The organism is Aeromonas caviae, from assembly GCF_000819785.1.
Classification (GTDB): Bacteria; Pseudomonadota; Gammaproteobacteria; order Enterobacterales; family Aeromonadaceae; genus Aeromonas; species Aeromonas caviae.
In genome coordinates, this window is the sequence record NZ_CDBK01000079.1 from 626 (window position 1) to 26,913 (window position 26,288).

The 26,288-nt window shown below is 64.1% G+C and carries 26 protein-coding genes; 16 read left to right on the forward strand and 10 right to left on the reverse strand.

Going from position 1 to position 26,288, the window contains the following annotated elements; all coding sequences use genetic code 11:
• The 3 genes from bioC to bioB form a co-directional block, all read right to left on the reverse strand.
• A partial coding sequence (bioC, locus tag BN1120_RS12525; protein ID WP_042016345.1) for a malonyl-ACP O-methyltransferase BioC occupies positions 1 to 768 on the reverse strand: 768 nt, incomplete at its 3' end.
• A complete protein-coding gene (bioF, locus tag BN1120_RS12530; RefSeq protein ID WP_042016347.1) occupies positions 758 to 1,954 on the reverse strand; it encodes an 8-amino-7-oxononanoate synthase in 1,197 nt (398 codons plus the stop codon). The genes bioC and bioF, both read right to left, overlap by 11 nt.
• Positions 1,951 to 3,039 (reverse strand): biotin synthase BioB, encoded by a 1,089-nt coding sequence (gene bioB / locus BN1120_RS12535; RefSeq protein WP_042016348.1) that lies wholly within the window; start codon positions 3,037 to 3,039, stop codon positions 1,951 to 1,953. Before bioB ends, bioF begins: the two co-directional genes overlap by 4 nt.
• 193 nt (positions 3,040 to 3,232) lie before the next feature.
• Between bioB and bioA the strand changes: the two genes are divergently transcribed.
• Positions 3,233 to 4,507, forward strand: coding sequence for an adenosylmethionine--8-amino-7-oxononanoate transaminase (bioA, locus tag BN1120_RS12540; protein WP_042016349.1), 1,275 nt, complete (start codon positions 3,233 to 3,235; stop codon positions 4,505 to 4,507).
• A gap of 135 nt (positions 4,508 to 4,642) precedes the next feature.
• On the forward strand, positions 4,643 to 5,464 hold the full coding sequence (locus tag BN1120_RS12545) for a HAMP domain-containing protein (RefSeq protein WP_042016350.1): 822 nt from the start codon (positions 4,643 to 4,645) through the stop codon (positions 5,462 to 5,464).
• Here BN1120_RS12545 and BN1120_RS12550 read toward each other — a convergent pair.
• Positions 5,452 to 5,754, reverse strand: coding sequence for a hypothetical protein (locus tag BN1120_RS12550; RefSeq protein WP_010674063.1), 303 nt, complete (start codon positions 5,752 to 5,754; stop codon positions 5,452 to 5,454). The genes BN1120_RS12545 and BN1120_RS12550 overlap by 13 nt on opposite strands.
• A gap of 240 nt (positions 5,755 to 5,994) precedes the next feature.
• Here BN1120_RS12550 and asnS point away from each other — a divergent pair, with 240 nt between their 5' ends.
• The 3 genes from asnS to BN1120_RS12565 all read left to right on the forward strand — a co-directional run bounded on the left by asnS (position 5,995) and on the right by BN1120_RS12565 (position 9,874).
• Entirely contained in the window at positions 5,995 to 7,395 is a 1,401-nt protein-coding gene (gene asnS, locus BN1120_RS12555) for an asparagine--tRNA ligase (RefSeq protein ID WP_039039869.1), read from the forward strand.
• Between the two features lie 352 nt (positions 7,396 to 7,747).
• Positions 7,748 to 9,091 carry an anaerobic C4-dicarboxylate transporter gene (locus tag BN1120_RS12560; protein WP_042016351.1) on the forward strand — a complete coding sequence of 448 codons (1,344 nt, stop codon included), beginning with the start codon at positions 7,748 to 7,750 and terminating at the stop codon, positions 9,089 to 9,091.
• 126 nt (positions 9,092 to 9,217) lie between these two features.
• Positions 9,218 to 9,874 carry a Dph6-related ATP pyrophosphatase gene (locus tag BN1120_RS12565; protein WP_042016352.1) on the forward strand — a complete coding sequence of 219 codons (657 nt, stop codon included), beginning with the start codon at positions 9,218 to 9,220 and terminating at the stop codon, positions 9,872 to 9,874.
• A gap of 70 nt (positions 9,875 to 9,944) precedes the next feature.
• Here BN1120_RS12565 and BN1120_RS12570 read toward each other — a convergent pair whose 3' ends face one another.
• Both BN1120_RS12570 and dcuC read right to left on the reverse strand, forming a co-directional pair.
• On the reverse strand, positions 9,945 to 11,084 hold the full coding sequence (locus BN1120_RS12570) for a M20 family metallopeptidase (protein WP_039039872.1): 1,140 nt from the start codon (positions 11,082 to 11,084) through the stop codon (positions 9,945 to 9,947).
• A gap of 137 nt (positions 11,085 to 11,221) precedes the next feature.
• Complete coding sequence (dcuC, locus tag BN1120_RS12575) at positions 11,222 to 12,598, reverse strand: C4-dicarboxylate transporter DcuC (protein WP_042016354.1); 1,377 nt, start codon at positions 12,596 to 12,598, stop codon at positions 11,222 to 11,224.
• 285 nt (positions 12,599 to 12,883) lie between these two features.
• Between dcuC and BN1120_RS12580 the strand changes: the two genes are divergently transcribed.
• The 7 genes from BN1120_RS12580 to BN1120_RS12605 all read left to right on the forward strand — a co-directional run bounded on the left by BN1120_RS12580 (position 12,884) and on the right by BN1120_RS12605 (position 19,082).
• Positions 12,884 to 13,198: a hypothetical protein gene (locus BN1120_RS12580; RefSeq protein WP_010674057.1), complete on the forward strand. Its 315-nt coding sequence runs from the start codon at positions 12,884 to 12,886 to the stop codon at positions 13,196 to 13,198.
• 375 nt (positions 13,199 to 13,573) lie between these two features.
• The gene (locus BN1120_RS12585; protein ID WP_039039874.1) at positions 13,574 to 13,924 is read left to right on the forward strand and encodes an ArsC family reductase; all 351 of its coding nucleotides are present in this window, start codon (positions 13,574 to 13,576) and stop codon (positions 13,922 to 13,924) included.
• Positions 13,925 to 13,947: 23 nt separating this feature from the next.
• On the forward strand, positions 13,948 to 15,075 hold the full coding sequence (gene dapE / locus BN1120_RS12590) for a succinyl-diaminopimelate desuccinylase (protein ID WP_042016356.1): 1,128 nt from the start codon (positions 13,948 to 13,950) through the stop codon (positions 15,073 to 15,075).
• A 29-nt stretch (positions 15,076 to 15,104) separates the two neighbouring features.
• On the forward strand, positions 15,105 to 15,791 hold the full coding sequence (locus tag BN1120_RS12595; RefSeq protein ID WP_029314223.1) for a M15 family metallopeptidase: 687 nt from the start codon (positions 15,105 to 15,107) through the stop codon (positions 15,789 to 15,791).
• Positions 15,791 to 15,937: a hypothetical protein gene (locus tag BN1120_RS21580; protein ID WP_010674048.1), complete on the forward strand. Its 147-nt coding sequence runs from the start codon at positions 15,791 to 15,793 to the stop codon at positions 15,935 to 15,937. Before BN1120_RS12595 ends, BN1120_RS21580 begins: the two co-directional genes overlap by 1 nt.
• 268 nt (positions 15,938 to 16,205) lie before the next feature.
• Positions 16,206 to 17,933 (forward strand): potassium/proton antiporter, encoded by a 1,728-nt coding sequence (locus BN1120_RS12600; protein WP_010674047.1) that lies wholly within the window; start codon positions 16,206 to 16,208, stop codon positions 17,931 to 17,933.
• Between the two features lie 45 nt (positions 17,934 to 17,978).
• Entirely contained in the window at positions 17,979 to 19,082 is a 1,104-nt protein-coding gene (locus BN1120_RS12605) for a beta-N-acetylglucosaminidase domain-containing protein (RefSeq protein ID WP_042016359.1), read from the forward strand.
• A 126-nt stretch (positions 19,083 to 19,208) separates the two neighbouring features.
• On the opposite strand, the gene BN1120_RS12610 is transcribed toward BN1120_RS12605, so the two are convergent.
• On the reverse strand, positions 19,209 to 19,841 hold the full coding sequence (locus BN1120_RS12610) for a LysE family translocator (RefSeq protein ID WP_039039878.1): 633 nt from the start codon (positions 19,839 to 19,841) through the stop codon (positions 19,209 to 19,211).
• 164 nt (positions 19,842 to 20,005) lie between these two features.
• On the opposite strand from BN1120_RS12610, the gene BN1120_RS12615 reads away from it, so the two are divergent.
• The 3 genes from BN1120_RS12615 to BN1120_RS12625 all read left to right on the forward strand — a co-directional run bounded on the left by BN1120_RS12615 (position 20,006) and on the right by BN1120_RS12625 (position 22,630).
• On the forward strand, positions 20,006 to 21,628 hold the full coding sequence (locus tag BN1120_RS12615) for a methyl-accepting chemotaxis protein (protein WP_042016360.1): 1,623 nt from the start codon (positions 20,006 to 20,008) through the stop codon (positions 21,626 to 21,628).
• A gap of 178 nt (positions 21,629 to 21,806) precedes the next feature.
• Positions 21,807 to 22,337: a DUF1523 family protein gene (locus tag BN1120_RS12620; RefSeq protein WP_039039880.1), complete on the forward strand. Its 531-nt coding sequence runs from the start codon at positions 21,807 to 21,809 to the stop codon at positions 22,335 to 22,337.
• A complete protein-coding gene (locus BN1120_RS12625; protein ID WP_039039881.1) occupies positions 22,334 to 22,630 on the forward strand; it encodes a winged helix-turn-helix domain-containing protein in 297 nt (98 codons plus the stop codon). The genes BN1120_RS12620 and BN1120_RS12625 overlap by 4 nt, the downstream gene beginning before the upstream one ends.
• Positions 22,631 to 22,726: 96 nt before the next feature.
• On the opposite strand, the gene BN1120_RS12630 is transcribed toward BN1120_RS12625, so the two are convergent.
• Positions 22,727 to 23,203, reverse strand: a complete 477-nt coding sequence (locus tag BN1120_RS12630) for a hypothetical protein (RefSeq protein ID WP_029314217.1) — start codon at positions 23,201 to 23,203, stop codon at positions 22,727 to 22,729.
• A 29-nt stretch (positions 23,204 to 23,232) separates the two neighbouring features.
• Positions 23,233 to 24,168, reverse strand: a complete 936-nt coding sequence (rihA, locus tag BN1120_RS12635) for a pyrimidine-specific ribonucleoside hydrolase RihA (protein WP_042016362.1) — start codon at positions 24,166 to 24,168, stop codon at positions 23,233 to 23,235.
• A 194-nt stretch (positions 24,169 to 24,362) separates the two neighbouring features.
• On the opposite strand from rihA, the gene BN1120_RS12640 reads away from it, so the two are divergent.
• Positions 24,363 to 25,094: an RluA family pseudouridine synthase gene (locus BN1120_RS12640; RefSeq protein WP_080768016.1), complete on the forward strand. Its 732-nt coding sequence runs from the start codon at positions 24,363 to 24,365 to the stop codon at positions 25,092 to 25,094.
• A gap of 107 nt (positions 25,095 to 25,201) precedes the next feature.
• Here the strand turns inward: BN1120_RS12640 and udp are convergent, their stop codons facing one another.
• Positions 25,202 to 25,957, reverse strand: coding sequence for a uridine phosphorylase (gene udp, locus BN1120_RS12645; protein WP_010674037.1), 756 nt, complete (start codon positions 25,955 to 25,957; stop codon positions 25,202 to 25,204).
• Positions 25,958 to 26,288 lie beyond the last annotated feature (331 nt).

Sequence of the window (26,288 nt, forward strand, 5' to 3'; positions counted from 1 at the left end):
GCTGGCGGCCAGCAGGCCGTCCGGTTGACGGTGGCGCTCGTAGGCCTCCCCCAGTCGCACCAGGCGCTGGCGATGACCCAGGCCCGCAGACCGCTCGTCGTTGACCTGGCTCGCACCTATCCCCTTGAGGTCGCGCAGCAGTCCGCTGAGCGCCGGGTAGGCGAGGGACCAGGTCAGCGGGCAGAGTGCCGGGGCCTCGAAGCCCCCGTCACGGGCCGCCTGCTGCAACTGGGGCAACGTCAGGAAGCGATTGACATGGTCACGACCGTCCACGGCCCGCCAGGCCTCCCGCAGTTGCCACAGTGACCCCGAAAGCAGGGTCGAGAAGAAGACCTGTCCACCGGGTTTGAGCACCCGGTTGAGCTCGGCAAAGGCCTGGGCCGGCCGCTCGCACCACTGCAGGGCCAGGCTGGAGAAAACCCAGTCCAGGCTCTGGTCGGCAAAGGGCAGCCCCTCCGCGTCGCCGCACACCAGGCGGGCTCCGCTGCCGCGAAGGGCCGCCTGGGCCAGCATGCCGGGAGCGAGATCCAGCCCGATCAGCGTCTCGCAGCGCGGCGCCAGGGCAGGCAGGAAGAAACCGGTACCGCAACCCAGATCCAGCCCGGCCCCTGAGCGCACCTCTTTCACGCCCCCCTCGTCCATGCGCGCCAGCAGCGACTGCCCCACCTCCTGCTGGAAGCGGGCGTGGGCGTCATAGTGGCGGGCCGCCGCCCCGAAGCGGCGGGCGAGCTGTGCCTTGTCCACCGACTGGAAACGCTCATGCACCATGGGCGCCCCCTCTCTCGTCGGTGGATGGGCGGGGTCCCAGGGCCTCGAGCAGGCGATCCACGTCATCTTCGCCATGGGCGGCGCACAGGGTGATGCGAAGGCGCGCCGTGCCGACCGGCACCGTGGGCGGGCGGATGGCGCCGGCCCAGACACCGCACTCCCGCAGCCGCTCGGCCAGTTGCAGGGCAGCGACGCTCTCCCCCACCAGCAGCGGCTGGATGGGGGTATCGCTTGCCCCAAGCCGCCAGCCGAGCGCCTGCGCCCCCTGCCGGAACCGGGCGACAAGGCGAGCCAGGTGGGCACGGGCCTCGTCGGCTACGCGTACCAGCTCGATGCTCTGGCGCACGGCGCACGCCTGGGCGGGGGGCATATGGGTGCTGTAGACATAGTGGCGGGCAAAATTGACCAGGTACTCCACCAGCTCGCGACTGCCACCCACAAAGGCGCCGGCCACCCCGAGCGCCTTGCCGAAGGTCCCCATCTGGATGTGCACGCTGGCAGGAGCAACCCCCTGGGCCGCCAGGGTGCCGCGCCCCTCAGCACCCAGCACGCCGAGGCCGTGGGCATCGTCAATCATCAGCCAGTTGCCGCTTCGGGATGCGAGTGTGGCCAGCTCAGCCCAGGGGGCCTGATCCCCGTCCATGCTGAAGACCCCTTCCGAGACGATCAGGCCCCGGTTTGGCTCAAGCAGCCGCTCAAGGGCCGCCATGTCGTTGTGGCAAAAGCGCTTCATCTTGCAGGGGAGCTGGCTCCCCATCTCCTGCAGGGAGGCGTGGTTGAGCCTGTCCTGCCACAGCAGGTGATCCTTGCCGAGCAGGGCCTTGAGCACCGCCTGATTGGCGGAGAAGCCGCAGTTGAACAGCAGCACCGCCTCCACCCCGAGCCAGTCGGCAAGCGTCTCTTCCAGCTGCTGGTGAGCGCGGCTGTAGCCGGTCACCAGGGGCGAGGCACCTGCACCTGTGCCATATTGCGCCACCCCCGCCGTGAAGGCGGCCTTGATGGCGGGGTGACCCGCAAGGCCCAGGTAGTCGTTGCCAGAGACGTTGAGGTAATCGCGCCCCCCGACCCGGATCCGCCCGCCGCTCGCCACATCCACCGGGGTGCGTCGGCGCAGCAGGGTGGCCTGTTCACGCTCGGCCAGCGCCTCCCCCAGGGCAAAGGGGTCGGTAACAACGGGCGTCATCATGGACGGAGGACATCTGCGCGGGAACGGGTGGCATCGTAGAAGAGTTCGCTCGGCTCGCTCTGGCGGTTCACCTCGGCCAGCAGCTCCTCCTCTTGAACCTGATCCGGCTTCTGGGCCCGCTGGGCGGGACGGATGCCGAGACGCTTGAAGAGCTGCATGTCGCTGTTCTCGTCCGGATTTGGAGTGGTCAGCAGCTTGCAGCCGTAGAAGATGGAGTTGGCCCCGGCCATAAAGCACATGGCCTGCATCTGCTCGTTCATCTTCTCCCGCCCGGCGGAGAGGCGCACGTGGGAGGCCGGCATCATGATGCGCGCCACGGCGATGGTGCGGATAAATTCGAACGGGTCCAGGTTCTCCTGGTTCTCCAGGGGCGTCCCCTTCACCTTGACCAGCATGTTGATGGGCACGCTCTCCGGGTGGCGCGGCAGATTGGCCAGCGCCATCAAGAGGCCCGCCCGATCTTTCGCCTGCTCCCCCATGCCGACGATGCCGCCGGAGCAGACCTTCATGCCGGCGCCGCGCACATGCTCCAGGGTGTCGAGCCTGTCCTGATAGGTGCGGGTGGTGATGATGTCGCCGTAAAACTCTGGCGAGGTGTCGAGGTTGTGGTTGTAGTAATCGAGCCCCGCAGCCCCGAGACGCGCCGCCTGATCGGCGGTCAGCATCCCCAGCGTCATGCAGGTCTCCATGCCGAGCCCGCGCACCTCTTCAATCATGCGCAGGATGTAGGGCATGTCCTTCTCTTTCGGGTTGCGCCAGGCCGCCCCCATGCAGAAGCGGGACGAGCCGTTGGCCTTGGCCTCCCGGGCCCGCTCCAGCACTTTTTCCACCTCCATCAGCCGCTCGGTCTCGAGCCCGGTGTGGTAGCGAGCGCTCTGGGGACAATATTTGCAATCTTCCGGGCAGGCCCCGGTCTTGATGGAGAGCAGGGTGCTTACCTGCACCTCGTTCGGGTCGAAATGGGCGCGGTGCACCGTCTGGGCCTGGAACAGCAGATCGTTGAATGGCAGGGCAAAGAGATCCTGAACCTCGGACAGGGTCCAGTCGTGACGAAGGGTGTGGGCACCCGCGGTGAGAGCATTCATACATGGCTTCCGGTTGTTATTGGTGGGATCCTGCGCCGCGCTCAAGAGAGCGTTCGCCGCAAGACCCGCCAGCTGGACAGCGCGATGCCAGGGCGTTCGCGAAGCCAAGTGGCTGAAATTGTTGGCTAGTGTAGAGAGCACGCGTAGACTGTCAACACCGACCAGATCAAATCAATTGACAACAGAACACAAAATGACCAATCAAGAATTCGACCTGCACCACGTCTGGCACCCCTATACCTCCCTCACCCATCCCCTGCCCTGCTATGAAGTGGCCAGCGCCAAAGGGGTGACCCTCACCCTGACGGACGGGCGCGAGCTGGTGGATGGCATGAGCTCCTGGTGGGCCTGCGTGCACGGCTACCAGGTGCCTGAGCTCGACGCGGCCGCCACCGCCCAGCTCGGCAAGATGTCCCACGTGATGTTTGGCGGCCTGACCCATGCCCCGGCGGTCGAGCTCTGCCGCAAACTGGTGGAAATCACCCCGAAGGGGCTGGATCGGGTCTTTCTGGCGGATTCCGGCTCGGTGGCGGTGGAGGTGGCCCTCAAGATGGCCCAGCAGTACTGGCATGCCAAAGGGACGCCCCGCGCCAAATTCGTTGCCCTTCGGGGCGGCTATCACGGCGACACCTTCGGCGCCATGAGCGTGTGCGACCCGGATGGCGGCATGCACGAGCTCTACCAGGGCTTCCTGCCCGAACACCATTTCGTCGAAGCGCCAAGCTGCCGCTTCCACGCCCAGTGGGACGAGCAGAGCGTGGTGGAGCTGGCCACCCTGGTGGCGGATCATCACGAGGAAATTGCCGCCATCGTGCTAGAACCCATCGTCCAGGGGGCGGGCGGTATGCGCTTCTACCACCCCCGCTACCTGCAGTGGGTGCGCGCCCTGTGCGACGAGTTCGGCGTGCTGCTCATAGCAGATGAAATCGCCACCGGCTTTGGCCGCACCGGCCAGCTGTTTGCCTGCGACTGGGCAGGGATCAGCCCCGACATCATGTGCCTGGGCAAGGCGCTTACCGGCGGCTACCTGACGCTGTCGGCCACGCTCACTACCGAGCATGTGGCTCGCACCGTGTGTGACGGCAAGGCGGGCGTCTTCATGCACGGCCCCACCTTCATGGGCAATCCATTGGCATGTGCGGTAGCCAATGCCTCCATCGAGTTGCTGCTCGCCTCCCCTTGGCAGGAGCGGGTGCAAGCCATCGAACACCAACTCAAAACCGAACTGGTGGAGCTGACCCTGCACCCGGCGGTGGCGGATGTGCGGGTGCTCGGCGCCATCGGGGTGGTGGAGATGAAGGAGCGGGTGGACGTGGCGCGCATCCAGCGCAAGTTCGTGGAGCTGGGCGCCTGGATCCGTCCCTTTGGCAAGCTCATCTACCTGATGCCCCCCTTCGTCATCACCCCTGAAGAGCTGCGGGTATTGACCGGCGCCATCCACGAGGCCATCACCAGCGGCGAATATTGAGTCCGGCTGAACGGGCCCTGCATGAGAACGCAGGGCCTTTTGGCGCTTTTTCATCAGAATGTGAGCAAGACACCAAAACCCGTCCGGCGAGGAGAGTAGACTGCGCGGGTTTTACCCAACAGATGTACCAGTCCCATGCGCCTCTCCATTGCTGCCAAGATCAACTTCTTCCTGCTCTTCATCTTCTCCATGGTGTTGGTGTTTTCTGCGGCCTATCAGGCGGTGCGCGAGCGTGACCTCATCCTGACCCTCATCAAGGAACAGAGCCGCGAGCAGACCGAGGCCTACTTCGACGGCCTCAACATGCTGATGCTGACTGGCAAGATGGACGCCCGCGACACCCTGCGCGCCAAGTTTCTCGATCACGCCCACGTGGAAGATGCCCGCATCGTGCGCGGGGCGGCGGTCAACAAGCAGTACGGGCCGGGCCGTGACGTCGAGGCCCCGAAGGACAGGTTTGATGCCCTGGCGCTGGCGGGCAAGGGGAGCCTGGAGGTAGAACATGACGGCATGCACAGCCGGCTGGTGGTGACCCGCCCGCTGCTGGCCAGAAAGGATTTTCGCGGTACCGACTGCACCAGCTGCCACCAGGTGCCGGAAAACACCGTGCTGGGAGCGGTGCGTTTTGACTACTCCCTCGACACCCTGTTTACCCGGGTGGAGCAGAACATCCTCACCTCGGCCCTGAGTCTCACCCTCATCTTCGGGCTGGGACTCCTGCTCACCCTCTGGGTCATCCGCACCTGGATAGTCCGCCCCCTCAACCAGCTGACCCGCTCCATGGAGGAGGCCACCGATCGCAACGACTTCGGCCACAGGCTGGAGGGGGATGAAGGGGACGAGATTGGCCGGGTGGCGCTCGCCTACAACCAGATGCTCGACAGCGTGGAGCGCCAGATAGGCAAGCGCCCCACCTCTCAGGGGCTGGATGACGGCGACGGCCCTCAGCCCCGGTAGTAAAGCAGCAGGCAGGCCACCAGGATCAGCAGCAGGATGAAGAGATTGACGTGGCGGGCATCTTCCTGCCGACGGCTGCGGCCACGGGCCAGCACCAGCACCACCAGGGTCAGCAGGCAGCAACCCCAGAGCCCGCGCTCCAGCCAGGGGGTGAGCAGGGGGTCCCAGCTCTGGCGCACCTTGACGCCCCCATAGACCAGAAAGCCGTAAGCCACCTCTGGCCGGGCGAAGTGATAGAGGGAGAGCAGGGCGACAAAGCCGCCCCAGCAGAGGATCACCAGCCCCTGCAACACCCGTATCCAGCCATCCGGCCCCCGCCTGCGCTCCTTCACCCTCACCCCCGTCCAGCCGCCATGATCCATGCACGATGCATGGGGAAATCCCCGCAAGGGTCCGACATTTTTGCTTGTTTATCAAACCTGCGCGGGTAAGATGAACGGCTTAGTCTGCCATGGTGGGCCAACTGCGCCCGGGCCAGACCCCTAGTGTTGCAAATAGCGCTGCAAGAACAAGCTGGAGACAATATTTCGATGACGCACGCATCCGTAGTTGATGTGCTGGCCGGTAAGTATTCGGTCGGCACCACCCTGACTGTGAAAGGGTGGATCCGGACCCGCCGCGATTCCAAGGCGGGGATCTCATTTTTGGCCGTTTCCGATGGCTCCTGCTTCCATCCGGTGCAGGCCGTCGCCCCCAATACCCTGGCCAATTACGAGAATGAAGTGCAACGTCTGACCACAGCTTGCTCCGTCGAAGTGACCGGCACCGTTGTCGAGTCCCAGGGCAGCGGCCAGGCGTTCGAACTGCAGGCCACCGAGGTCAAGGTAGTGGGCTGGGTCGAAGATCCGGACACCTACCCCATGTCTGCCAAGCGCCACAGCATCGAGTACCTGCGCGAGCAGGGCCACCTGCGTGCCCGCACCAACATCGTCGGTGCCGTGACCCGGGTGCGCAACTGCCTCTCCCAGGCCATTCACCGCTTCTTCCACGAACAGGGCTACCTCTGGATCGCGGCGCCCCTCATCACCGCCTCCGACACCGAAGGGGCCGGCGAGATGTTCCGCGTCTCCACCCTGGACATGGAAAACCTGCCGCGCACCCCCGAAGGCAAGGTGGACTACGACAAGGACTTCTTCGGCAAGGAGACCTTCCTGACCGTGTCCGGCCAGCTGAACGTCGAAACCTACGCCTGCGCCCTGTCCAAGGTCTACACCTTCGGCCCGACCTTCCGCGCCGAAAACTCCAACACCAGCCGCCACCTGGCCGAGTTCTGGATGGTGGAGCCGGAAGTGGCCTTCGCCGATCTGGAAGACAACGCCGCCCTGGCCGAAGCCATGCTGAAGTACGTCTTCAACGCCGTGCTGACCGAGCGCCGCGACGATCTGGAGTTCTTCGCCCAGCACGTGGACAAGGACGCCATCGGCCGTCTGGAGCGCTTCGTCGCCTCCGACTTCGCCCAGATTGACTACACCGACGCCATCGACGTGCTGCAAAACTGCGGCAAGAGCTTCGAGTTCCCGGTCTCCTGGGGCATCGATCTCTCCTCCGAGCACGAGCGCTACCTGGCCGAGGAGCACTTCAAGTCCCCGGTGGTGGTGAAGAACTACCCGAAGGACATCAAGGCCTTCTACATGCGCCTCAACGATGACGGCAAGACCGTTGCCGCCATGGACGTACTGGCCCCGGGGATCGGCGAGATCATCGGCGGCTCCCAGCGTGAAGAGCGTCTCGAGGTGCTGGATGCCCGTCTGGCCGAGATGGGTCTGAACAAGGAAGACTACTGGTGGTACCGCGATCTGCGTCGCTACGGCACCGTGCCCCACTCCGGCTTCGGTCTGGGCTTCGAGCGCCTGGTGGTCTACGTGACCGGCATGGGCAACGTGCGCGACGTGATCCCCTTCCCCCGTACTCCCCGCACTGCCGAGTTCTAAGGCGACCCGCCCACTCGCGCCGTGCAAAAGCCGACCCCCCGGGGTCGGCTTTTTTTATGCCTGCCTCGCTCTTCCCGCCCCCGTTATTCCCGCCTTTTGCATTCCCAACCCTGTGCGCTCCCCCATCTTTCCCGTCATTTATCTGGTGTGCGCCAGGACGCGACCCCTGTTCAAGGGCTGAACCGTAGTTTTTATGCACTTAAATCGGAAAAAAGCCGGTTGTTGAAGCAACGCAATTTTTTACCCCTTTAGGGGTGACAAAATATCCATTAACCCTTCAGGGGTAATTGATGACAGCGGATCCCGGGCAGCTGGCCGATGGGGACATGGATAAAACACACGAGGTAATGGAATGATCTTGATGGAATTTTTGGTGGTACTCGGCTGCTTGCTGCTGGGTACCCGCTTTGGGGGCATGGGGCTGGGTCTTATCAGCGGTATCGGTCTGTTCCTGCTGACCTTCGTCTTCGGCCTGGTGCCGGGCGAGCCGCCGGTGCAAGTGATGCTGACCATACTGGCGGTCATTGGCTGCGCCGCCACCCTGCAGACCGCCGGCGGTCTCAACCTGATGATGCAGGTGGCCGAGCGTCTGCTGCGCCGTCACCCCCAGTACATCACCCTGCTGGCGCCGCTCACTACCTGGACCCTCACCTTCCTGTGCGGCACCGGCCACGTGGTCTACACCATGTTCCCCATTATCGCCGACATCGCGCTGCAGAAGAACATCCGCCCGGAGCGCCCCATGGCAGTGGCGTCCGTTGCCTCCCAGATGGCCATCTGCGCCTCGCCGGTCTCGGTGGCCGTGGTCTCCATGGTCTCCATCCTGGCGGCGGCTCACGGCGTGGGTCAGGCCTACGGTCTGCTCGACATCCTGATGGTCGCCATCCCCTCCTCTCTCACGGGTGTCATGATGGCGGCCCTGTGGAGCCTGCGCCGCGGCAAGGATCTGGACAAGGACGAGGAGTTCCAGGCCAAGATCAAGGACCCTGCCCAGCGGGACTTCATCTACGGCGGTGGTGAAACCCTGCTCAACACCAAGTTCCCGAAAGAGGCCTACTGGTCCACCTGGATCTTCTTCGCCGCCATCGCTGCCGTGGTGCTGCTGGGGGCCGATGAGGCGCTGCGCCCCGTCTTCACCATCAAGGAGAAGACGGGCCCCCTCTCCATGAACCTGGTGATCCAGATGATGATGCTGATCGCCGGCGCCATGATCCTGATGCGCTGCAAGGTCAAGCCGGGGGAGATCGCCAACGGCGCCGTCTTCAAGGCGGGCATGGTCGCCATCTTCTCCGTGTTCGGGGTCGCCTGGATGAGCGAAACCTTCTTCCAGGCCCACATGCCGCTGCTCAAGGAGACCCTGGCCCACGTGGTACAGGCCCAGCCCTGGACCTACGCTCTGGTGCTCTTCCTCATCTCCAAGCTGGTGAACAGCCAGGCCGCGGCGCTCACCGCCATCGCCCCCATGGGGCTGGCGCTGGGGGTCGAACCCAAACTGCTCATCGCCTTCCTGCCGGCAAGCTACGGCTACTTCGTGCTGCCGACCTACCCGAGCGATCTCGCCTGCATCGGCTTCGACCGCTCCGGCACCACCCGCATCGGCAAGTTCATCATCAACCACAGCTTCATCATTCCGGGCCTCATCGGGGTGGTGACCTCCTGTACCCTGGGCTTCATCCTGACCAGCATCCTGCTGTAACAGGCATCCAGTGCGAGCGGCTCCCCCGTGGGAGCCGCTTTTTTATCCCCGCATCTCCGACCCGCGCTTTGCCATCGCCCCCCACTCTGGGTAGCATGACCCCTCTTTTCTTTGCGGAAATCCCCCATGTCTCGCGTCATCCTGCTCTGGAGCGGCGGCAAAGATGCCATGCAGGCCCTCTGCCACGCCCGGGAAGCGGGCCATCAGGTGGTGGCCCTGATCACCTTTGCCCCGCCAGCGCCCCGCTTTCTCGCCCATCCCCTGTCACAGGTTCGCCGTCAGGCGGCGGCCCTCGCGCTGCCCCATCAGCTGGTCACCATCGAAGCGCCCTTCGATCTCGGTTATGAGCGGGCCCTGGCGGCATTGAAAGAGGAGTGGCAACTCGATGGGGTCGTCACCGGCGACATCGACAGCGTGGGGGGCGCGCCGAACTGGATCCGCGAGCGCTGTCGCTCCCTGGGGCTCACCGTTCACACCCCGCTCTGGCAACAACCCCGCGAGGCGTTGCTGGCGGACATGCTGGCCCGCGGCATCGTCGCCCACCTCTCCTGCGTCGATACCCGGGTACTGGCCCCCGAGTGGGTGGGGCGCAGGCTCGATGCTGGCACCCTCAGCGATCTGCAGCAACTGGCGGATCGGGATGGCTTCGATGCCTGCGGCGAGCAGGGGGAGTACCACACCATGGTGACCGACGGCCCCGGGTTTACGGCGCCGCTGACGCTCGGCCACTGGCAGGTGGCGCGCCAGGAGCACCTCGCCTATCTGCTGGAGGACGAGGAATGACCTCTCACGAGGGCGACACATAAAAAACGGGAGGCGCTGGCCTCCCGTTTTGCTTGTCCTTAACGTTGACCTATTTGGCCAGCTTGCCCAGCACCCGCTTCAGCAGGCGGATGCGCGGTTCGATGCTCTCCAGCAGCAGGAACTCCGCCTCCGAGTGGAAGCCGCCCCCCATGGGGCCGAAGCCATCGAGGGACGGCACCCCGGCCGCCGCGGTGAAGTTGGCATCGGAGCCGCCACCGGCCTCCAGCCAGGTGAAGGGGACTCCCTCCTCCCTGCCTGCCGCCTCCACCAGTGCCATCAGGGCCTCGGTGTCGCCGCTCGGGCGCATCGCGGGCTTGAAGCTCTGGCGCGCCACCTCGACCCGGCAACCGGCGAGGAAGGGGTTGTTGGCCATGAAGGTGAGCCGGTCGTGCACCGCCTGCGCCTCTTCGTTGCGCCAGAAGCGCAAATCCACGATCGCCTCGGCAAAGTCGGGCACCACGTTGACGCCGGTGCCCCCCTGCACCACCCCCACGTTCATGGTGGTGCCGGTCTCCATGTTGACCTGTTCGTTGATGGCGAGCACCCAGTGGGCCAGCTCCGTGATGGCGGAAATCCCTTGTGCCAGGGCCGAGCCTGCATGGGAGGCCTTGCCGTGGAAGGTGATGCGGTACTTGGCATTGCCCTTGCGGGCGCTGATGAGATCCCCGCTCGGGCGCGCCGCCTCGGCCACCAGCACGCAGCCGCTCTGTCTGGCTCGCTCCACCAGCCACTCCTTGGACCAGGGGGAGCCTATCTCCTCGTCGCAGTTGCAGCAGACCAGCACCTTGAGCCTGGCCAGCACGGCCGGGTCCAGCTCTTTCAAGGCATACCAGGTGGAGAGCAGGCCGCTCTTCATGTCCGACACGCCGGGGCCAAAGGCCTGATTGCCTTCGACTTTCAGCGGGCGTTTGGCCGCCGTCCCCTCGGGGAAGACGGTGTCCATGTGGCCCACCAGCATGACATCGTAGTGCTCCGCCCCCGGGGCATTGGTTGCCTCCAGGCAAGGGCCGCACTCGGCGGCGAACTGGTGGCGGGTCACCTGCCAGCCGATGGCCTCATATTTCTCCGTCATGATGTCGGCGACCCGGGCCACCCCGGCCGGGGTGCGGGTGCCGCAGTCGAGGTTGATGAGCGGGGCCAGATCCGCCAGATAGGTATCGAGTGAAAACGGGCGCTTGAGGTCGTTCATTGTCTTCTCCATGGAACAATCTGCGTAAAACACAGATTGTTTTTGCAACGATAAGAGTGGGCGGGCACTCGGCGCCGCCTCGTCAACGGCGGTCGGCCAGCGTGGATCAACTGGCCGCCACCTCTACACCAGAGCCTTTACATGAACAGCAGATAGTTGAGGAGCAGCGCCGTCACCAGGGCCCCCGCCATGGGCACGCTGGTACGCTTGACCACCACGAAGGGAGAGACCTTGGCGATGCCCGCACAGGCGATGAGCACCGCCGCGATGGGGGAGACAGTGCGGCCGATACTGGAGGCGAGCTGCATCGGCAGCAGCATGGTCACCGCCGGCACGCCAAACTTGGCCGCCACCGCGGGGGCCAGGGAGGAGAAACTGAGGAAGGCCGCGTTGCCCGAGCCCATGATGACCGCCGCCACCATGATGAGCCCCACCATCACCAGGGTCATCAGGCCGCTGCCGATGCCGGCATTGCTGGCCGAATGGAGCAGGGTGTCGATGGCGCCGATGGCCTTGAGGGATTCGGCGAAGAGCTCGGCACAGACGATCAGCGCCACCACGGGGCCGAACACCTTGCCCATGCCGTCGAGGAAGCTCGACAGCCCCGCGAAGGCGGTGCGCACCGAGCGGGTGCGCAGCAGCTCGCACAGCATGCCGATAAAGACCGACAGCAGCATGGCCACCTCCACGCTGACGCTGATGCTGGTCACCAGGAGCTTGGAGAAGGTCATCATCAGCACGAAGGGGATGATGGGCAGCAGGCCGTACCAGGTTGGCGCGGCCACCTCATCTGCCCCTTTTTCGTCAAGCTCCGCGTGTTCGCCGCGATGCAGGGCCGGATCCCAGCCCTCCTGGCGGTCACAGTGCCGCTGCCAGAAGAAGTGCAGCACCATGGTCACCAGCAACATGGGAGCCACCAGCCAGATCTGGTAGTCAACGAAATAGCTGGTGGGATCCATGCCGGATTGACCGGCGGAGAAGATGGCGTTGGTCTGGGTCGGGCCGATTTCGAACGCCTGGGAGGTGGCGATGACGCCGCAGGCGGAAGCCGGGCTGATGCCGAGGTTGCGCATCACAGGGTACATGGTGACCATCAACAGCAGGCCGAGGCCGGTGGCAGAGGTGACGAACAGGGAGACGAAGACCGCCACCAGGTAGCAGATGGCCAGCATCAGGTAGCTGGACTGGATGCCCGCCACCGGTTTGACCGCCACCCGCACCAGGGACTGGGAGGCGCCGATGTGGGACATGTAGGTGGCAAAGCCGGCCACCGCCATGATGGTGAGGCCGAGCCCGGCCGCCCGGTAGGAGAAGATCCCCTTGAACACCTCAAACAGATCGAACAGGGCGAAGCCGGTGCTCTTGTCGGCGGGCAGAATGGGGTGCAGTCCCAGCCAGTAGGCGACAGTGAAGAGGGCCATGCCCGCCAGCGCCAGCACCGCCTGCGGGTTGTAATCCTTGACGATGCCGTAGACCACGGCGATCAGCACGAGCAAGACGAAGACGAGTTCCAAGGTGCACTCCTGACAAGATTATCGAGAAGCGCAATCTAGTGGGGGATCTCCCCTTTCCTCTTGATCACCATCAATAAAGATGGAAAAAGCAAACGGTTGTAGATTTTTACTCCAAAAATAAAACTAAAAACGACATTTAACATCAAGGAACTGGATCTAGAATGCTCCCCAGGGTATCCCTGACCGACAACCGCCACTTTGTTTGCGTTGGATCAACATCCCGCCGGGGTGAACTGGCCAAGATGCCCGTCGACACAGAGCGACCATTTCGCACCGGAGAGAGTTATGACAAACCAAGCCACCGCAGGCACCCCGACCTGCGACTGCAAGCTGTGGGACATCCTCGTCGAGTCTGCAAAGGAACGCACCACCATTCGTTACTCCAAACTGGCCAGGCAGGCCGGGCTGGAGCAGTGCCAGGACGAACTGCGCACCCTGCTGCAACGCATCCGCATGTATTGCACCGAAAATCACCTGCCCATTCTCTCCGCCATCGTGATGGATGACGTGGGCAAGTACGCCGGCCTCTCCTCCAGCCTGCCGGATGCCCCCTGGGAACGGGCACGGGTCTTCGATCACGAGTGGACCACCCTGCACTGAGTGCCTCCCCCTGAATCCGGAACGCGCCCATACCAGCAGGCGCGTTCTGGTTTTTGGCCCCCACCGTTTCTTCCCCAGCCCCAGCGGCCCCATCCGGCCAGGTGTGTGTCCCTGTGAGGCGCCCTGCCCCCTGTCGTCCTATCCGGCCAGGCGTGCAGCATAAGGGCCTCCTGCCCCCGGTCTCCCCCTTTGATACCGCAGCGCATCCCGTCCCAGACCAGCGTGTGCTGGCGCGCGGCCCCCTCCCTTCTCCATTCGGCCTGACTGGTAAAACCAGCCCATCCGGCCATGAGCGTTGCCATGGGGGGGCCACAATGCCAGAATCGGGCCCTTGCACGATTTCAGGGCCGCAGGCCCGCAGACAAAGGATCCCCCATGGCCACCACCCTCTATGGCATCAAGAACTGCGACACCATCAAGAAGGCCCGCAAGTGGCTGGAGGAGGCGGGTATCGATTACCGCTTTCACGATCACCGCGCCGACGGTCTGAGCCCGGAGCAGCTCGATCTCTGGCTCGCCAAGCTGGGCTGGGAAGCCCTGCTCAACACCCGTGGCACCACCTTCCGCGCCCTGCCGGAAGCAGAAAAACAGGGGCTCGACACCGCCAAGGCCCGTGACCTGCTGCTGGCCCACCCGGCCATGATCAAGCGCCCGCTGCTGGACCAGGACGGTACCCTGACCCTGGGCTTCAAGGCAGACCTCTATCAATCCCTCTTCTCCCGTTAACTTTTTCTGTTTAAGGAACACCGATGTCGGACGTCATCACACTGGCCAAGGATCTGATCAGCCGCCCCTCCGTGACCCCCCTGGATGAAGGGTGCCAGACCCTGATGGCGGAGCGCCTCGCGCGCCTGGGGTTCGTCATCGAACCCATGATCTTCGAGGACACCACCAACCTCTGGGCACGCCGTGGCAGCGAGGGCCCCCTCTTCTGTTTCGCCGGCCACACCGACGTGGTGCCCGCCGGCCCCCTGGAGAAGTGGGACACCCCGCCATTCGAGCCGACCATCAAGGACGGCATGCTCCATGGCCGGGGCGCCGCCGATATGAAGGGGTCCCTGGCCGCCATGGTGGTGGCGACCGAGCGCTTCGTGGCCGAGCACCCGGACCACAAGGGCTCCATCGCGTTTCTCATCACTTCGGATGAAGAGGGGCCCTTCATCAACGGCACGGTGCGCGTCATCGACACCCTGGAGGCACGCAACGAGAAGATCCGCTGGTGCATCGTCGGCGAACCCTCCTCCACCGCCCAGGTCGGGGACGTGGTGAAGAACGGCCGTCGCGGCTCCATCACCGGCGATCTGCTGGTGCGCGGGGTGCAGGGCCACGTCGCCTACCCCCATCTGGCGGACAACCCCATCCACAAGGCGGCCCCGGCGCTGGCGGAGCTCGCCGCCATCGAGTGGGACAAGGGCAACGCCTACTTCCCCCCCACCAGCTTCCAGATCGCCAACATCCAGGGCGGCACCGGCGCCTCCAACGTCATCCCGGGGGAGTTGCAGGTCCAGTTCAACTTCCGCTTCAGCACCGAGCTCACCGATGCGGCTATCCGCGAGCGGGTCGAGGCGCTGCTGACCCGTCACGGCCTGGACTTCGAGCTGAAGTGGACCCTCTCCGGCCAGCCCTTCCTGACGGACACCGGCGCCCTGCTGGACGCCACTGTCGCCGCCGTGGCGGCAGTGAACGGCCAGCAGCCGGCCCTGCTCACCACGGGGGGCACGTCCGATGGGCGCTTCATCGCTCCCACCGGGGCGGAAGTCATCGAGCTCGGCCCGGTCAACGCCACCATCCACAAGGTGAACGAGTGCGTGAAGGCGGACGATCTGGATCTGCTGGCGGACATGTACCAAGGGGTGCTGGCACGACTGCTGGCATGAGCGGCGCTCCGGACAAGAGAGACCAGACCATGAATCAGGATCAACTGCTTGGGCTGGATGAGAGCCACCTCATCCTGGTGGGGCGCGGCCCCCATCGTCTGACCGCCGCCACCGCGGCGGCCTTCAACGACATGCAGGTGGCTGCCGCCCATGCCGGTTTCAACCTGCAGGCGGCCTCCAGCTGGCGCGGCTTCGAGCGCCAGCTCGCCATCTGGAACGGCAAGTGGCGCGGGGAGCGCCCTCTGCTGGATGCGCACAACCAGCCCCTCGATGCCCTGCAACTGGGCGAGACCGAACGACTGCACGCCATCCTGCACTGGAGCGCCCTGCCCGGCACCAGCCGCCATCACTGGGGCACGGATCTCGACATCTACGATCCGGACTGCCTCCCCGCCGGCACCCGGCTCGCGCTGGAACCCTGGGAGTACGAGGCGGGCGGCTGGTTTGCCGATTTGCGCGAATGGCTGGACGATCACATGAACGACTTCGGCTTCTTCCTGCCCTATGCAAAAGGGGAGCAACCGGATCAGGGGGTGGCCTACGAGCCCTGGCACCTGAGCTTCGCACCCGAATCCGACGGGCTGGCCCTGGATCCGGCGGCGCTGGCGCTTTGTCTGGAACGGGCGGATATTGAAGGCAAGGAGTGCATCCTGGCCCATCTCGACGAGATCCTGGCCCGCTATGTCACCCCGGCACACCACGAAAGGAGATTCTGATGAGCTTGTGGTTATGGATAGGCTTGCCGCTGCTGTTTTTGCTCGGCCTGTTTCTCAACGCCATCAAGGACATGAAGCAGCTCGAGAAACAGCTGCCCAAGTACAAGGACAAGATCCGGGAGGTCAAGGACGACGAGGACGACTGACCCTCCTCGCAGGAGCCCGTCGGCGCTCCTGCCCCCTTCCCGACCACGGCATTTTTCCGCCCTCTGCCGCCCCCTGAGCCGGCCCTGAAAGCCCCATTCATTGCCCCCTTTCCCTGCGCTTTCCCGCGCGGTCACTTCGCCCTCGCCCTGCTTGAAAACTGCGCAACAAACGTAAAAAACTGCAAAACAATGCACAATTAAGCCACACAAAGGGGGTCAATCTGCATATAATGTGCCTGTTTTGCAGCCCGCCATAAGGAGTTCGCCATTGGATGCCACCACCGTCAACAGTTTCTTCTTCATCGGTGCCCTGTTGGTGGGCGCCAGTGTCCTGTTGAGCGCACTCTCCTCCAGAGTCGGCATCCCCATCCTGGTCATCTTCCTCGCCGTTGGCATGCTGGCGGGTGAGGATGGTCCCGGCGGCATCCACTTCGCCGACTACTCGGTCGCCTACCTGGTGGGCAACCTGGCACTGGCCATCATTCTGCTGGACGGCGGCATGCGCACCCGGGTCTCCTCCTTTCGGGTCGCACTCTGGCCCGCGCTCTCGCTGGCCACGGTCGGGGTGGCCATCACCACCGGCCTAACGGGCCTCGCCGCCGCCTGGCTGTTCGACCTCAACCTGATGCAGGGGATGCTCATCGGTGCCATCGTCGGCTCCACCGATGCGGCGGCGGTCTTCTCCCTGCTCGGCGGGCGCAGCCTCAACGAGCGGGTCAGCGCCACCCTGGAGATTGAATCGGGCAGCAACGATCCCATGGCGGTCTTTCTCACCGTCACCCTGATCGAGGTGCTGGCCACCGCCCAGCAGGGGCTGGATGCCGGCTTCCTGCTGCTGCAACTCGTCAAGCAGTTTGGTCTGGGCGCTGGCATCGGCCTTGCGGGGGGCTGGCTGCTGTGGAAGCTCATCAACAGTGCCAAGCTCGCCCCCGGTCTCTATCCCCTGCTCACCGTGAGCGGCGGCCTGCTCATCTTCGCCCTCACCACGGCGGTGGGGGGCAGCGGCATCCTCGCCATCTACCTCACCGGCCTGCTGCTTGGCAATCTCTCCCTGCGCAGCCGCAGCACCACCCTCTCCGTGCTGGACGGCCTGACCTGGCTCAGCCAGATCGGCATGTTCCTGGTGCTGGGGCTGCTCGCCTCGCCCCACAAGCTGCTGCCCATCGCCCTGCCGGCACTGGCACTGGCCATGTGGATGATCCTGTTTGCCCGTCCGGTGTCGGTCTGGATTGGACTGCTGCCGTTCAAGAACTTCGCGCCGCGCGAGCGCTGGTTCATCTCCTGGGTGGGGCTGCGCGGCGCCGTGCCCATCATCCTGGCGGTCTTCCCCATGATGGCGGGGCTGCCCAATGCCCAGCTCTACTTCAATGTCGCCTTCTTCGTGGTGCTGGTTTCGCTGATCCTGCAGGGCAGCTCGTTGCCGCTGGCATCAAAGCTGGCGCGAGTGGAGGTGCCCGCACCGCCCTCTCCCATCAACCGCTCTGGGCTGGAAATCGATCTCGACAGCCAGTGGGAAACCTTCGTCTATCGCCTGAGCGCCGAGAAGTGGTGCATCGGCTCCCCCTTGCGGGAGCTGCGCATGCCTCAGGGCACCCGCATCTGCGCCCTGTTCCGCGGCCAGGAGCTGCTCCACCCCTCGGGCAGTACCTGCCTGCAATCCGATGACATCCTGTGCGTCATCGGCCACGAGCACGACCTGCCCGCCCTCGGTCAGCTCTTCAGCCAGGCGCCGGAGCAGGATCTGGGCCCGCGCTTCTTCGGTGACTTCCTGCTGGAGGCCAACGCCAGGCTGGTGGATCTCGCCCCGCTCTACGGGCTGGATGTGAGCGAGGTGGCGGATCAGAGCCTCGGCGATTTTATTGCCCATCAGTTGGGCGATAATCTGGTGGTCGGTGACCATGTCGCCTGGCAGGGACTGCTCTGGACGGTGGCGGAAATGGAAGAGGGTGAACCCCGCAAGATAGGGGTACGCTTCCTGGAAGAAGACCCCGTCTAGGCGCCGGCCATCGTAGCCCGCATTTGTGTGAGAAGGGAGTGAACCATGCCTTATCAAACCCTGTTGTCCGGTCTGTATCCTCCCTCGCCCAAGCTGGGCCTCATCGAGGGTTTCTTTGGCAAGGGCTGGAGCTGGGAAGCCCGTGCCCGCTACGCCCAGTGGCTGCCCCGCCACGGCTATGGCTTCTACCTCTACGCCCCCAAGGAAGACGGCTACCTGCGCAAACACTGGGCCACACCCTGGCCCGCCGACCAGCTTGAAGCCCTGTGCCAGCTCGCCCGCCAGTGCCGGGAGAACGGTCTGGCGTTCGGGGTGGGCCTGAGCCCCATGGGGGCCCATCACGACTATGCCCGCCAGCGACCCGCCCTGCTGGAGAAAGTGAAGCTCATCGAGGAGGCGCTCAAGCCCGATATCCTGGCGATCCTGTTTGACGACATGAAGGGGGACACCCCGGATCTCGCCCACTGGCAGCTCACCATCGCCCACGATATCGCGGCCCACACAGACGCAGGCCGCCTGCTGTTCTGCCCCAGCTACTACAGCACGGATCCGGTGCTGGAGAAGGTGTTCGGTGCCATGCCCCCCCACTATCTGCAGGATCTGGGTCAGGGGCTCGACAGGCGCATCGATGTCTTCTGGACCGGCCCCAAAGTCTGCTCCACCGAGTATCCGGCTGCCCACCTCAAACAGGCCGCCGACTGGCTCCATCGCAAGCCCTTCCTGTGGGACAACTATCCGGTCAACGACGGCAGCAAGGCGAGCAGCTTCCTGCACCTGCGCGCCTTCGAAAACCGTCCGGCAGAGCTGGCGGATCTCGTGAGCGGCCATGCGGTCAATCCCATGAAGCAGGCGGCCCTCTCGGCCCTGCCGCTCGCCACCCTGCCCATGAGCTACAAGCTCGGCAAGCAGTACGATCCTGACAAGGCGCTGCACGCCTCCCTCAACGCCACCTGCGGGCCGCAGATCTCCGCCATGATCCAGGCCGACCTGCCGCTCTTCCAGGACATCGGTCTGGCCCAGCTCACCCCCGAGCAGGTCATCCACCTCAAGAGCCGCTACCTGCCGTTCCAGGATCAGGCCTGCGTGAACGAGATCCTGCGCTGGCTGGCCGGGGAATACGTGTTCGATCCGGACTGCCTGACCGACTGACCCCATGAGTCCATGAAAAACGGGCCCATGTAAAAGGCCACCTCCCGGGCAGGGAGGTGGCCTTTTTGCATGATGTCTCTTCAGGTGCCCCATGGCGTCACATAGGGCGGCAGATTGAGCGGGTGTCTAACCGAAGGCCAGCCAGACCCCGACAAACAGCATGAGAGAGCCCGCGATCCGGTTCATCAGAGTGACATTGCCGCTCTTGGCGAGGAAATGGCGCAAGGTGCGGCCACCGCTGGCATAGAGCATCAGGCAGGAGAACTCGATGACCAGGATGAGCGCGACCAGGGCCCCTATCTGGGGTGCCATCGGCTTGGCCGCATTGATGAAGGGGGGCAGCAGGGAGACCATGAAGGCCCACCCCTTGGGGTTGGCGATGGCGGTCACGAAACCCTGCACGGCCAGTCCCATGGGGCTGGTCTGCTGACCCGCCGAGAGATCCGCCGGGATGGCCATCTTGCCCTTGGCCTGCCACATCTGGATGCCGAGCCAGACCAGGTAGGCGCCACCTACATATTTGAATGCAGAGAACAGGGCCGGGTAGTTGAGCATGACTGCCGCCACCCCGACCACCGACAGCACGGAGACCAGGCCGACGCCGACAAGCTCCCCCCACATCATGTGCAGGGTACGGCGCACCCCCAGACTCATGCCCAGGGTCATCGCCAGGGTCATGCACATACCGGGGGTTACTGAGACAAAAAAGAACGTGGGAATAAAGAGCGCCAAGATGGCGGGATCAATCCAGTCGGACACACTACACCTCCAGGGTAACAAGCAGACGATCTTGCCTATCACACTCTTTTAACACAAGAAAAACCTTTTCATTCAGCAAGAATTCAGCATTAAAAACCCTGTGACAAGGATTGTCGCGCCTGTGTAAGATGCCGCCTCACTCCTCTTTCGGGTTAGGATCTTTCATGTCATTGAATAATCTGTCCATTCGTCTTCAAGTGCTTATCCCTCTCCTGCTCGCCAGCCTGTTGATGCTGCTGATGGCCGTGATCAGCAAACAGGAAATCGACGGTGCCATTCAGGACATGAATGAAACCACCGCCAGCGTCACCCGCCACAAGGACGACATCGCGGCCCTGATCCACGCCACCTACCGGCTGCGCACCAACGCCATCTACGGCCTCTACGATGAGGCCCTCTTCGCCCAGTTGCCGGCCCAGCTCTCCGCCGCCGAACTGGAGATTGGCGCCATCCTGACCAGACTGGTTGTCACCGGAGCCGAGCAGGACAACCGTCAGGTCGCGGCCGCCCTGCAGGCCTACCTCGGCCATACCCGCAGCAGCATGCTGCCCCTGCTGACCGCCAAGTACCAAGGCAGTGGCGATCCCGCCGCCTATGAGCAGGCCCGCCTGCACTTTCGCGATCTGGGGGAGACGCTCATCAAGCAGATCGATGCCATGTCCGTCCACATCAATCAGCTGACCCAGACTGAGATTGCCGAGGAGCAGGCCCACTACCGCGCGACCCTGCTGCGCACCCTGCTGCTGATGGGGGGCACCCTGATCGCGGCCCTGCTGGGTGGCTGGTGGATCTCCGGGCGCATCGTGCAGCCCATCGGCCAGTTGCAGGAGGTGATGCACGCCGTCGCCCTCGGCCGCTTCAACGTGCGTGCCAATGCCGAAGGCAACAACGAGCTGGGCCAGCTCGCCAGGGATATCAACCGGACCCTGAGCCAGCTTGCCAACACCATCCAGACCCTGACCGGCATCAGTGGCAATGTGGCCTCCGCCGCCACCGAGCTTGCCGCTGTGATGACCCAGGCAGAGGTCAACGCCCAGCAGCAGCGCGGTGAGACCGAACAGGTGGCCTCCGCCGTCACCGAGCTGGCCAGCACCGCCGACAACGTCAACCACAACGCCGCCCTGGCCGACGAGCTGGCCCGGGATGCCAACAGTCGGGTCGAGCAGGGGCTGGCCCTGTTTGCCGAAAGCATCGAGGCCAACGGCCGCATGGCGGGCAGTCTGGAGAACGCCGCGACTGTGGTGGCCAGGCTCAAGTCCCAGTCCGAGCAGATCGGCAAGGTGATCGAAGTCATTCAGAGCATTTCGGAGCAGACCAACCTGCTGGCCCTCAACGCCGCCATCGAGGCGGCCCGCGCCGGTGAAAGCGGCCGCGGCTTTGCGGTGGTGGCCGACGAAGTGCGCCTGCTGGCTGCCCGTACCCAGGACTCCACCAAGGAGATCCAGGCCATCATCGAGCAGTTGCAGAGCCAGTCCCTCTCCGCCAACAGCGGCGTGCAGCAGACCCTGGAGATCCTCGGCCACAACCAGCAGCTCTCCGCCGAGGTACAGGCCTTGCTGGGGGGCATCACGGACGCGGTCAACCAGATCAACGGTGCCAACGCCCAGGTGGCGACCGCGGCAGAACAACAATCCTGCGTCACCGCCGACATCAGCCGCAACCTCACCAACATCCACGAGATCGTGAACCAGAACGCTGCCGGCATCAGCCAGAGTGCCGCCGCCAGTCACGAACTGTCACAGCTCGCCGAGCAGCAGCGCAGGCAGCTCGCCCAGTTCCAGCTCTGATACTGCGAGGATCTCTTCGATACTGCGGGGCCCGGCGCTGGCCCCGCACTTCCCCCTCCCCCTTCACGCCTCCTGTTTAAAACGGGTTTTTGCCATCAAGGTGTCATTAGGGGCTGGGCTGCATTCGCAAATGTGGGTATGGTAGAGGCACGTCACTCCCCCTCATCGAGAGATCATCATGAGCCTGAAGTTCAAGAAACCCGCTTTTATCACGCTCGGCCTCATCGCCCTGCTCTCCGCACTCTGGCTCGATTTCTATCTGCCGGAACACACCATCGCCACCATCACCGGGGTGGAGGTGAAGCGCACCGACAAGGATGGCCCCATCAGCCAGAAGAACCCGGCTGACGGCCCCACCACCGACGTCTATTACATCTACACCGAGCGCCCCGGCGAGAAGATCCGGGTGTTTCGCAATGAAGACACCGAATGGGGCTGGCCCTTCTACTTCAAGTTCAACGCCGCCGACGTCCAGGCCAAGGCCAAGTCCATGGAGTTCGAAAAACGCCTGGCCATCATCACCTCCTACGGCTGGCGCGTGAACATGTTCTCCATGTTTCCCAACGTCACCAAGATCGCGAGCACCGAGCCCGATGCCTCCACCTGGAGCTTCTTCCGCTGGTTTTGGTTCGGTGTCTGGGCCCTGGTGATGGGCAAGGCGGCCATCGCCACCTGGCGCTACTTCGATCGCCTCGAGGACGAGATATGAGCGAGCCGAGCAAGACCCGCACCAGCTTCTATCGCCGGCTCTACGTGGCTCACCTCATCAGTCAGGGCACGGACACCGTGCCCGCCATCATGGAGGCAACCGGCATGCCGCGCCGCACCGCCCAGGACACCCTCAGCGCCCTGGCGGAGCTCGACATCCAGTGCGCCTTCGAGCAGACCGAGGGGGCTCGCCATCTGCAGGGGCACTACCGCATCAGCGACTGGGGGCCCATCAATCCGGCCTGGATTGCTGCGCAGCTTCCCGTCATCAGGCAGACCCTGGGGTATCCCTGACACCCCGGACCCGGGTCTGCTCCCATAGAGAAGGGGCCAGCCTTGCGGCTGGCCCCTTTCTTGTCTGGCCTGATATCCCGTTGCCCTCCCCCGGACTCACTCCCCTTCGCCGAAAGACTCTTCCGGCAGCGGCTCCGCCGACTCACCCCGGGTGCAGTCGATGATGGAGCGCTTGGGATTGTTGGGGTCGCGCAGCAACAGGGGGGCCATCCCCTCGTCATGCAACCTCTCGTCGGAAAATTCGCTGCCATAGGCGTTGTGGGTCAGCCTGCGGGCATTGGCGATGGGGGTATCCACGAAGAGGGCATGTACCTCGAAGGTGGAGGCCGGCACCAGGAAGCCGACGATGGGCAGGCCGTGCAGCTCCTGATGGACCTTGTACCAGGCAAAGCCCTCGCTCACCTTGTCAGGGGTATACATGGCGAGCTGCGGATTGGCCGGGCGCCCGGTCTCGATGTCGAGATGAAGGGTGTCCAGCTCGCAGGTCGCCAGCCCCTGCCACATCTTCTCGAACGGGGTCGCGCAACCCGTCAGTTGCATGCATGTCAGCAGCGCCAACGTCCCTTTCCACATTCCCAACCCCTTATCCGATGTCCAGGATGTCAACCAAATGAGCGCAGTCGCTGCACCAGCAACTCGATGAAACCGACCCTGTCGAGCCCCAGCAGCACCAGGGCATTGGCCGGTTTGCCGGTCAGGTCGTAACGATCCACCACCGTCATGCCCAGGGTATGGGTTCCGCCGGTTTCGATATCGACCCGGCACTCCACCCCGTGAAACAGGGAGGGCGCCAGCAGCCAGGCGATGGTACAGGGGTCATGGAGCGGCGCGCCAGCAAATCCCCACTTGGGATCCCGATGATAGATCATGAAAAAGTCGAGCAGCTGTGCCACGCACTGCGCCACCGGGTTGGGAATGGCGCGTACCCGCTCGATATCCTCGTCCATCACCTGGGCCTCGTGGGTCACGTCCAGCCCGCACATGGTGATGGGCAGCCCCGACTTGAAGACCATATCGGCCGCTTCGGGATCCACATAAATATTGAATTCCGCCGCGGGGGTCCAGTTGCCTGCACCGGCGGCGCCCCCCATCAGCACAATGCGGGCGATCTTCTGCTTGAGCTCGGGGTAGGCCGCCAGCAAGAGGGCAATGTTGGTGAGCGGCCCGGTCGGCACCAGGGTGACCGGCTCCGGGCTCTCGCGCAGACACCTTGCCATCAGTTCAAGGGCGCTCATCGCCCGGGGAGCAAAGGCGGGATCCGGCAGCTCTGGGCCGTCCAGCCCAGATTCGCCGTGGACGCTGTCGGCGATGATGAGCTCACGGGCTAGGGGCTTGGCAGCCCCCGCCGCCACCGGGATGTCGTCGCGGCCGAGCAGGGTCAGGATGCGCAGGGCATTGTTGAGGGTCTTGTCCGGGGTCTGGTTGCCCGCGCTGGTGGTGACCGCCAGCACCTTCAGCTCGGGGCTCGCCAGCGCCAGAATGAGGGCGATGGCATCATCGTGGCCGGGATCGCAATCGAGAATAACGGGCAACGCCATGGACAGACTCCTTACAACATGACAGGGAGCCATACCTTAGCAAGAGATGGCCAGATGAACTCAGGAGGGAGTCACAAAACGCCTCCACCAACGAGATCAAGTACTTGGCGACAGGCCTTGGGAGCGGACACCCAGATTCGCCGCGCCGCCATCGTTCGGGTATGATCCCTCCCCCTTCATCGTCCGGTTGCCCCATGTCCGCCATCATCGACACCTTTGTTGCTCCGCCCTGCGCCGCCACCATCGAGATCCTGTTTGAGGATGCGCATCTGCTGCTCATCAACAAGCCGAGCGGCCTGCTGAGCCTCTCGGGCAAGAACCCGCAGAACCTCGATTCGGTCCATTACCGGCTGGTACAGGATTACCCCGGCTGCACCCTGGTGCACCGCCTCGACTTTGGCACCTCGGGCGTCATGGTGGTGGCCAGAAACAAGAGCATCAACGCCCTGCTCTGCCACCAGTTCAGCCAGCGCACCGTGAGCAAGGCTTACGAGGCACTGCTCTGCGGCCATCTAGCGGCGGATGAGGGCGTCATCGACGCATCCATCGCCAAGGATCCTGCGCTGTTCCCGCTGATGAGCATCTGCGCCGCCAGCGGCAAACCCGCCCGCTCACGCTATCGGGTGATGGAGCGGCTCACCCTGGAGGGGGCAGGCCAGCCGGTGCCATTGACCCGGGTCAGGCTGGTACCGGAGACCGGGCGCACCCACCAGCTGCGCATCCACAGCCAGTGGCTGGGCCACCCCATCCTGGGATGCGATCTCTATGGCGGCCTGCTCCCGCCCGGCTGCGAACGGGCCCCCAGACTGATGCTGCACGCCAGTGAACTCGGTTTTGTGCACCCGGTGAGCGGCGAAGCGGTACAGATCCGCTGTGAAGCGCCCTTTGCGCAGGCACTGGCGGCCATGACGGGGCAACAGGGGTAACGAAGAAGGGGGAAAGCAGGGCCAGGAAGGCAAAAGAGGCAAACGGCGGATAAAGATAGGGGCCGCGCTTTCGCAACGGCCCCCACCCCCCACTCGGTGTGGTGCTATCAGATCAGCTTGCGGGCGGCGCCCAGCACGATCTTGATGGCATCAGATTCGGTTTTCGCCATGGTTTCGGCGTTCGGGATTTCCTGCTGGGTACGGTTCACGATGACACCGGCCACCATGCCCGCACGCAGGCCCTGGCTGGTACACATGGTCAGCAGAGTGGCGGACTCCATCTCGTAGTTCAGCACGCCCATGGCTTGCCACTCTTTCATGGAACCCTGGAAACGTTGTACCACGCGGCCGGATACGGTGTCGTAACGCTCCTGACCCGGGTAGAAGGTGTCGGAAGAAGCAGTGACGCCCACATGCAGCTTGGAGCCCAGCTCCTTGGCGGTGTTCACCAGGGCGGTGGTGCAGTCGAAGTCGGCCACGGCCGGGAACTCCATCGGCGCGAAGTGCAGGCTGGCACCGTCGAGGCGCACGGAGCCGGTGGTGACGATCACGTCGCCCACGTTCAGGTGCGGCTGGATGGCGCCGGTGGTGCCGATGCGCAGGAAGGTACGGATACCCAGCTGGGCCAGTTCTTCCACCGCGATGGAGGTGGACGGGCCACCAATACCGGTGGAGCAGATGATCACGGCCTTGCCGTCCATCTCGCCGCGCCAGGTGGTGAATTCACGATGGCTGGCCAGGTGCACCGGGTTGTCCAACAGTTCTGCGATGCGCTTCACGCGCTCGGGGTCACCGGGAACGATCGCCAGGGTGGCGCCTTGCAGATCCGCTTTTTTCAAACCCAAGTGAAATACATCAGACATAGTGGACTCCTGGTTGCGCCCCACCGCATGGCAGCCGAGTGCAGTTAAGGTGATTCTTTACGGTACTTTCAAGCCAGTATCCCCTCATCCGGGGAGGCGCCAACTATGGTCGAAAGCGCTTTCCAATTCCTTGATGCGCCTCACACTTCTGCGCTTCAAAGCTGACAAAAATGGCGCGAAACGTTTGCTAAGATGATGAATTTCTTGAAAAACGTTTTTACGCTCCTTTTGCTCTCCCGTCCCTTGTCAAGCCTTGAGCGACCGTCCATTTAAAGAGCTCGATCGAGTCCACAAAGTTGCAAACGAGATACCATTGACCCCTTCTCATCCC

What these genes read in the sequence shown, in the direction of transcription:
- BN1120_RS12630 (WP_029314217.1), bottom strand. Translation starts at nt 23,203, where the DNA reads ATGTGGAAAGGGACGTTGGCGCTGCTGACATGCATGCAACTGACGGGT.
- asnS (WP_039039869.1), top strand. Translation starts at nt 5,995, where the DNA reads ATGACGCACGCATCCGTAGTTGATGTGCTGGCCGGTAAGTATTCGGTC.
- BN1120_RS12570 (WP_039039872.1), bottom strand. Translation starts at nt 11,084, where the DNA reads ATGAACGACCTCAAGCGCCCGTTTTCACTCGATACCTATCTGGCGGAT.
- BN1120_RS12620 (WP_039039880.1), top strand. Translation starts at nt 21,807, where the DNA reads ATGAGCCTGAAGTTCAAGAAACCCGCTTTTATCACGCTCGGCCTCATC.
- BN1120_RS12580 (WP_010674057.1), top strand. Translation starts at nt 12,884, where the DNA reads ATGACAAACCAAGCCACCGCAGGCACCCCGACCTGCGACTGCAAGCTG.
- bioB (WP_042016348.1), bottom strand. Translation starts at nt 3,039, where the DNA reads ATGAATGCTCTCACCGCGGGTGCCCACACCCTTCGTCACGACTGGACC.
- udp (WP_010674037.1), bottom strand. Translation starts at nt 25,957, where the DNA reads ATGTCTGATGTATTTCACTTGGGTTTGAAAAAAGCGGATCTGCAAGGC.
- BN1120_RS12560 (WP_042016351.1), top strand. Translation starts at nt 7,748, where the DNA reads ATGATCTTGATGGAATTTTTGGTGGTACTCGGCTGCTTGCTGCTGGGT.
- BN1120_RS12585 (WP_039039874.1), top strand. Translation starts at nt 13,574, where the DNA reads ATGGCCACCACCCTCTATGGCATCAAGAACTGCGACACCATCAAGAAG.
- BN1120_RS12615 (WP_042016360.1), top strand. Translation starts at nt 20,006, where the DNA reads ATGTCATTGAATAATCTGTCCATTCGTCTTCAAGTGCTTATCCCTCTC.
- BN1120_RS12625 (WP_039039881.1), top strand. Translation starts at nt 22,334, where the DNA reads ATGAGCGAGCCGAGCAAGACCCGCACCAGCTTCTATCGCCGGCTCTAC.
- bioA (WP_042016349.1), top strand. Translation starts at nt 3,233, where the DNA reads ATGACCAATCAAGAATTCGACCTGCACCACGTCTGGCACCCCTATACC.
- bioF (WP_042016347.1), bottom strand. Translation starts at nt 1,954, where the DNA reads ATGATGACGCCCGTTGTTACCGACCCCTTTGCCCTGGGGGAGGCGCTG.
- BN1120_RS12595 (WP_029314223.1), top strand. Translation starts at nt 15,105, where the DNA reads ATGAATCAGGATCAACTGCTTGGGCTGGATGAGAGCCACCTCATCCTG.
- BN1120_RS12565 (WP_042016352.1), top strand. Translation starts at nt 9,218, where the DNA reads ATGTCTCGCGTCATCCTGCTCTGGAGCGGCGGCAAAGATGCCATGCAG.
- dapE (WP_042016356.1), top strand. Translation starts at nt 13,948, where the DNA reads ATGTCGGACGTCATCACACTGGCCAAGGATCTGATCAGCCGCCCCTCC.
- BN1120_RS21580 (WP_010674048.1), top strand. Translation starts at nt 15,791, where the DNA reads ATGAGCTTGTGGTTATGGATAGGCTTGCCGCTGCTGTTTTTGCTCGGC.
- rihA (WP_042016362.1), bottom strand. Translation starts at nt 24,168, where the DNA reads ATGGCGTTGCCCGTTATTCTCGATTGCGATCCCGGCCACGATGATGCC.
- BN1120_RS12605 (WP_042016359.1), top strand. Translation starts at nt 17,979, where the DNA reads ATGCCTTATCAAACCCTGTTGTCCGGTCTGTATCCTCCCTCGCCCAAG.
- BN1120_RS12640 (WP_080768016.1), top strand. Translation starts at nt 24,363, where the DNA reads ATGTCCGCCATCATCGACACCTTTGTTGCTCCGCCCTGCGCCGCCACC.
- BN1120_RS12545 (WP_042016350.1), top strand. Translation starts at nt 4,643, where the DNA reads ATGCGCCTCTCCATTGCTGCCAAGATCAACTTCTTCCTGCTCTTCATC.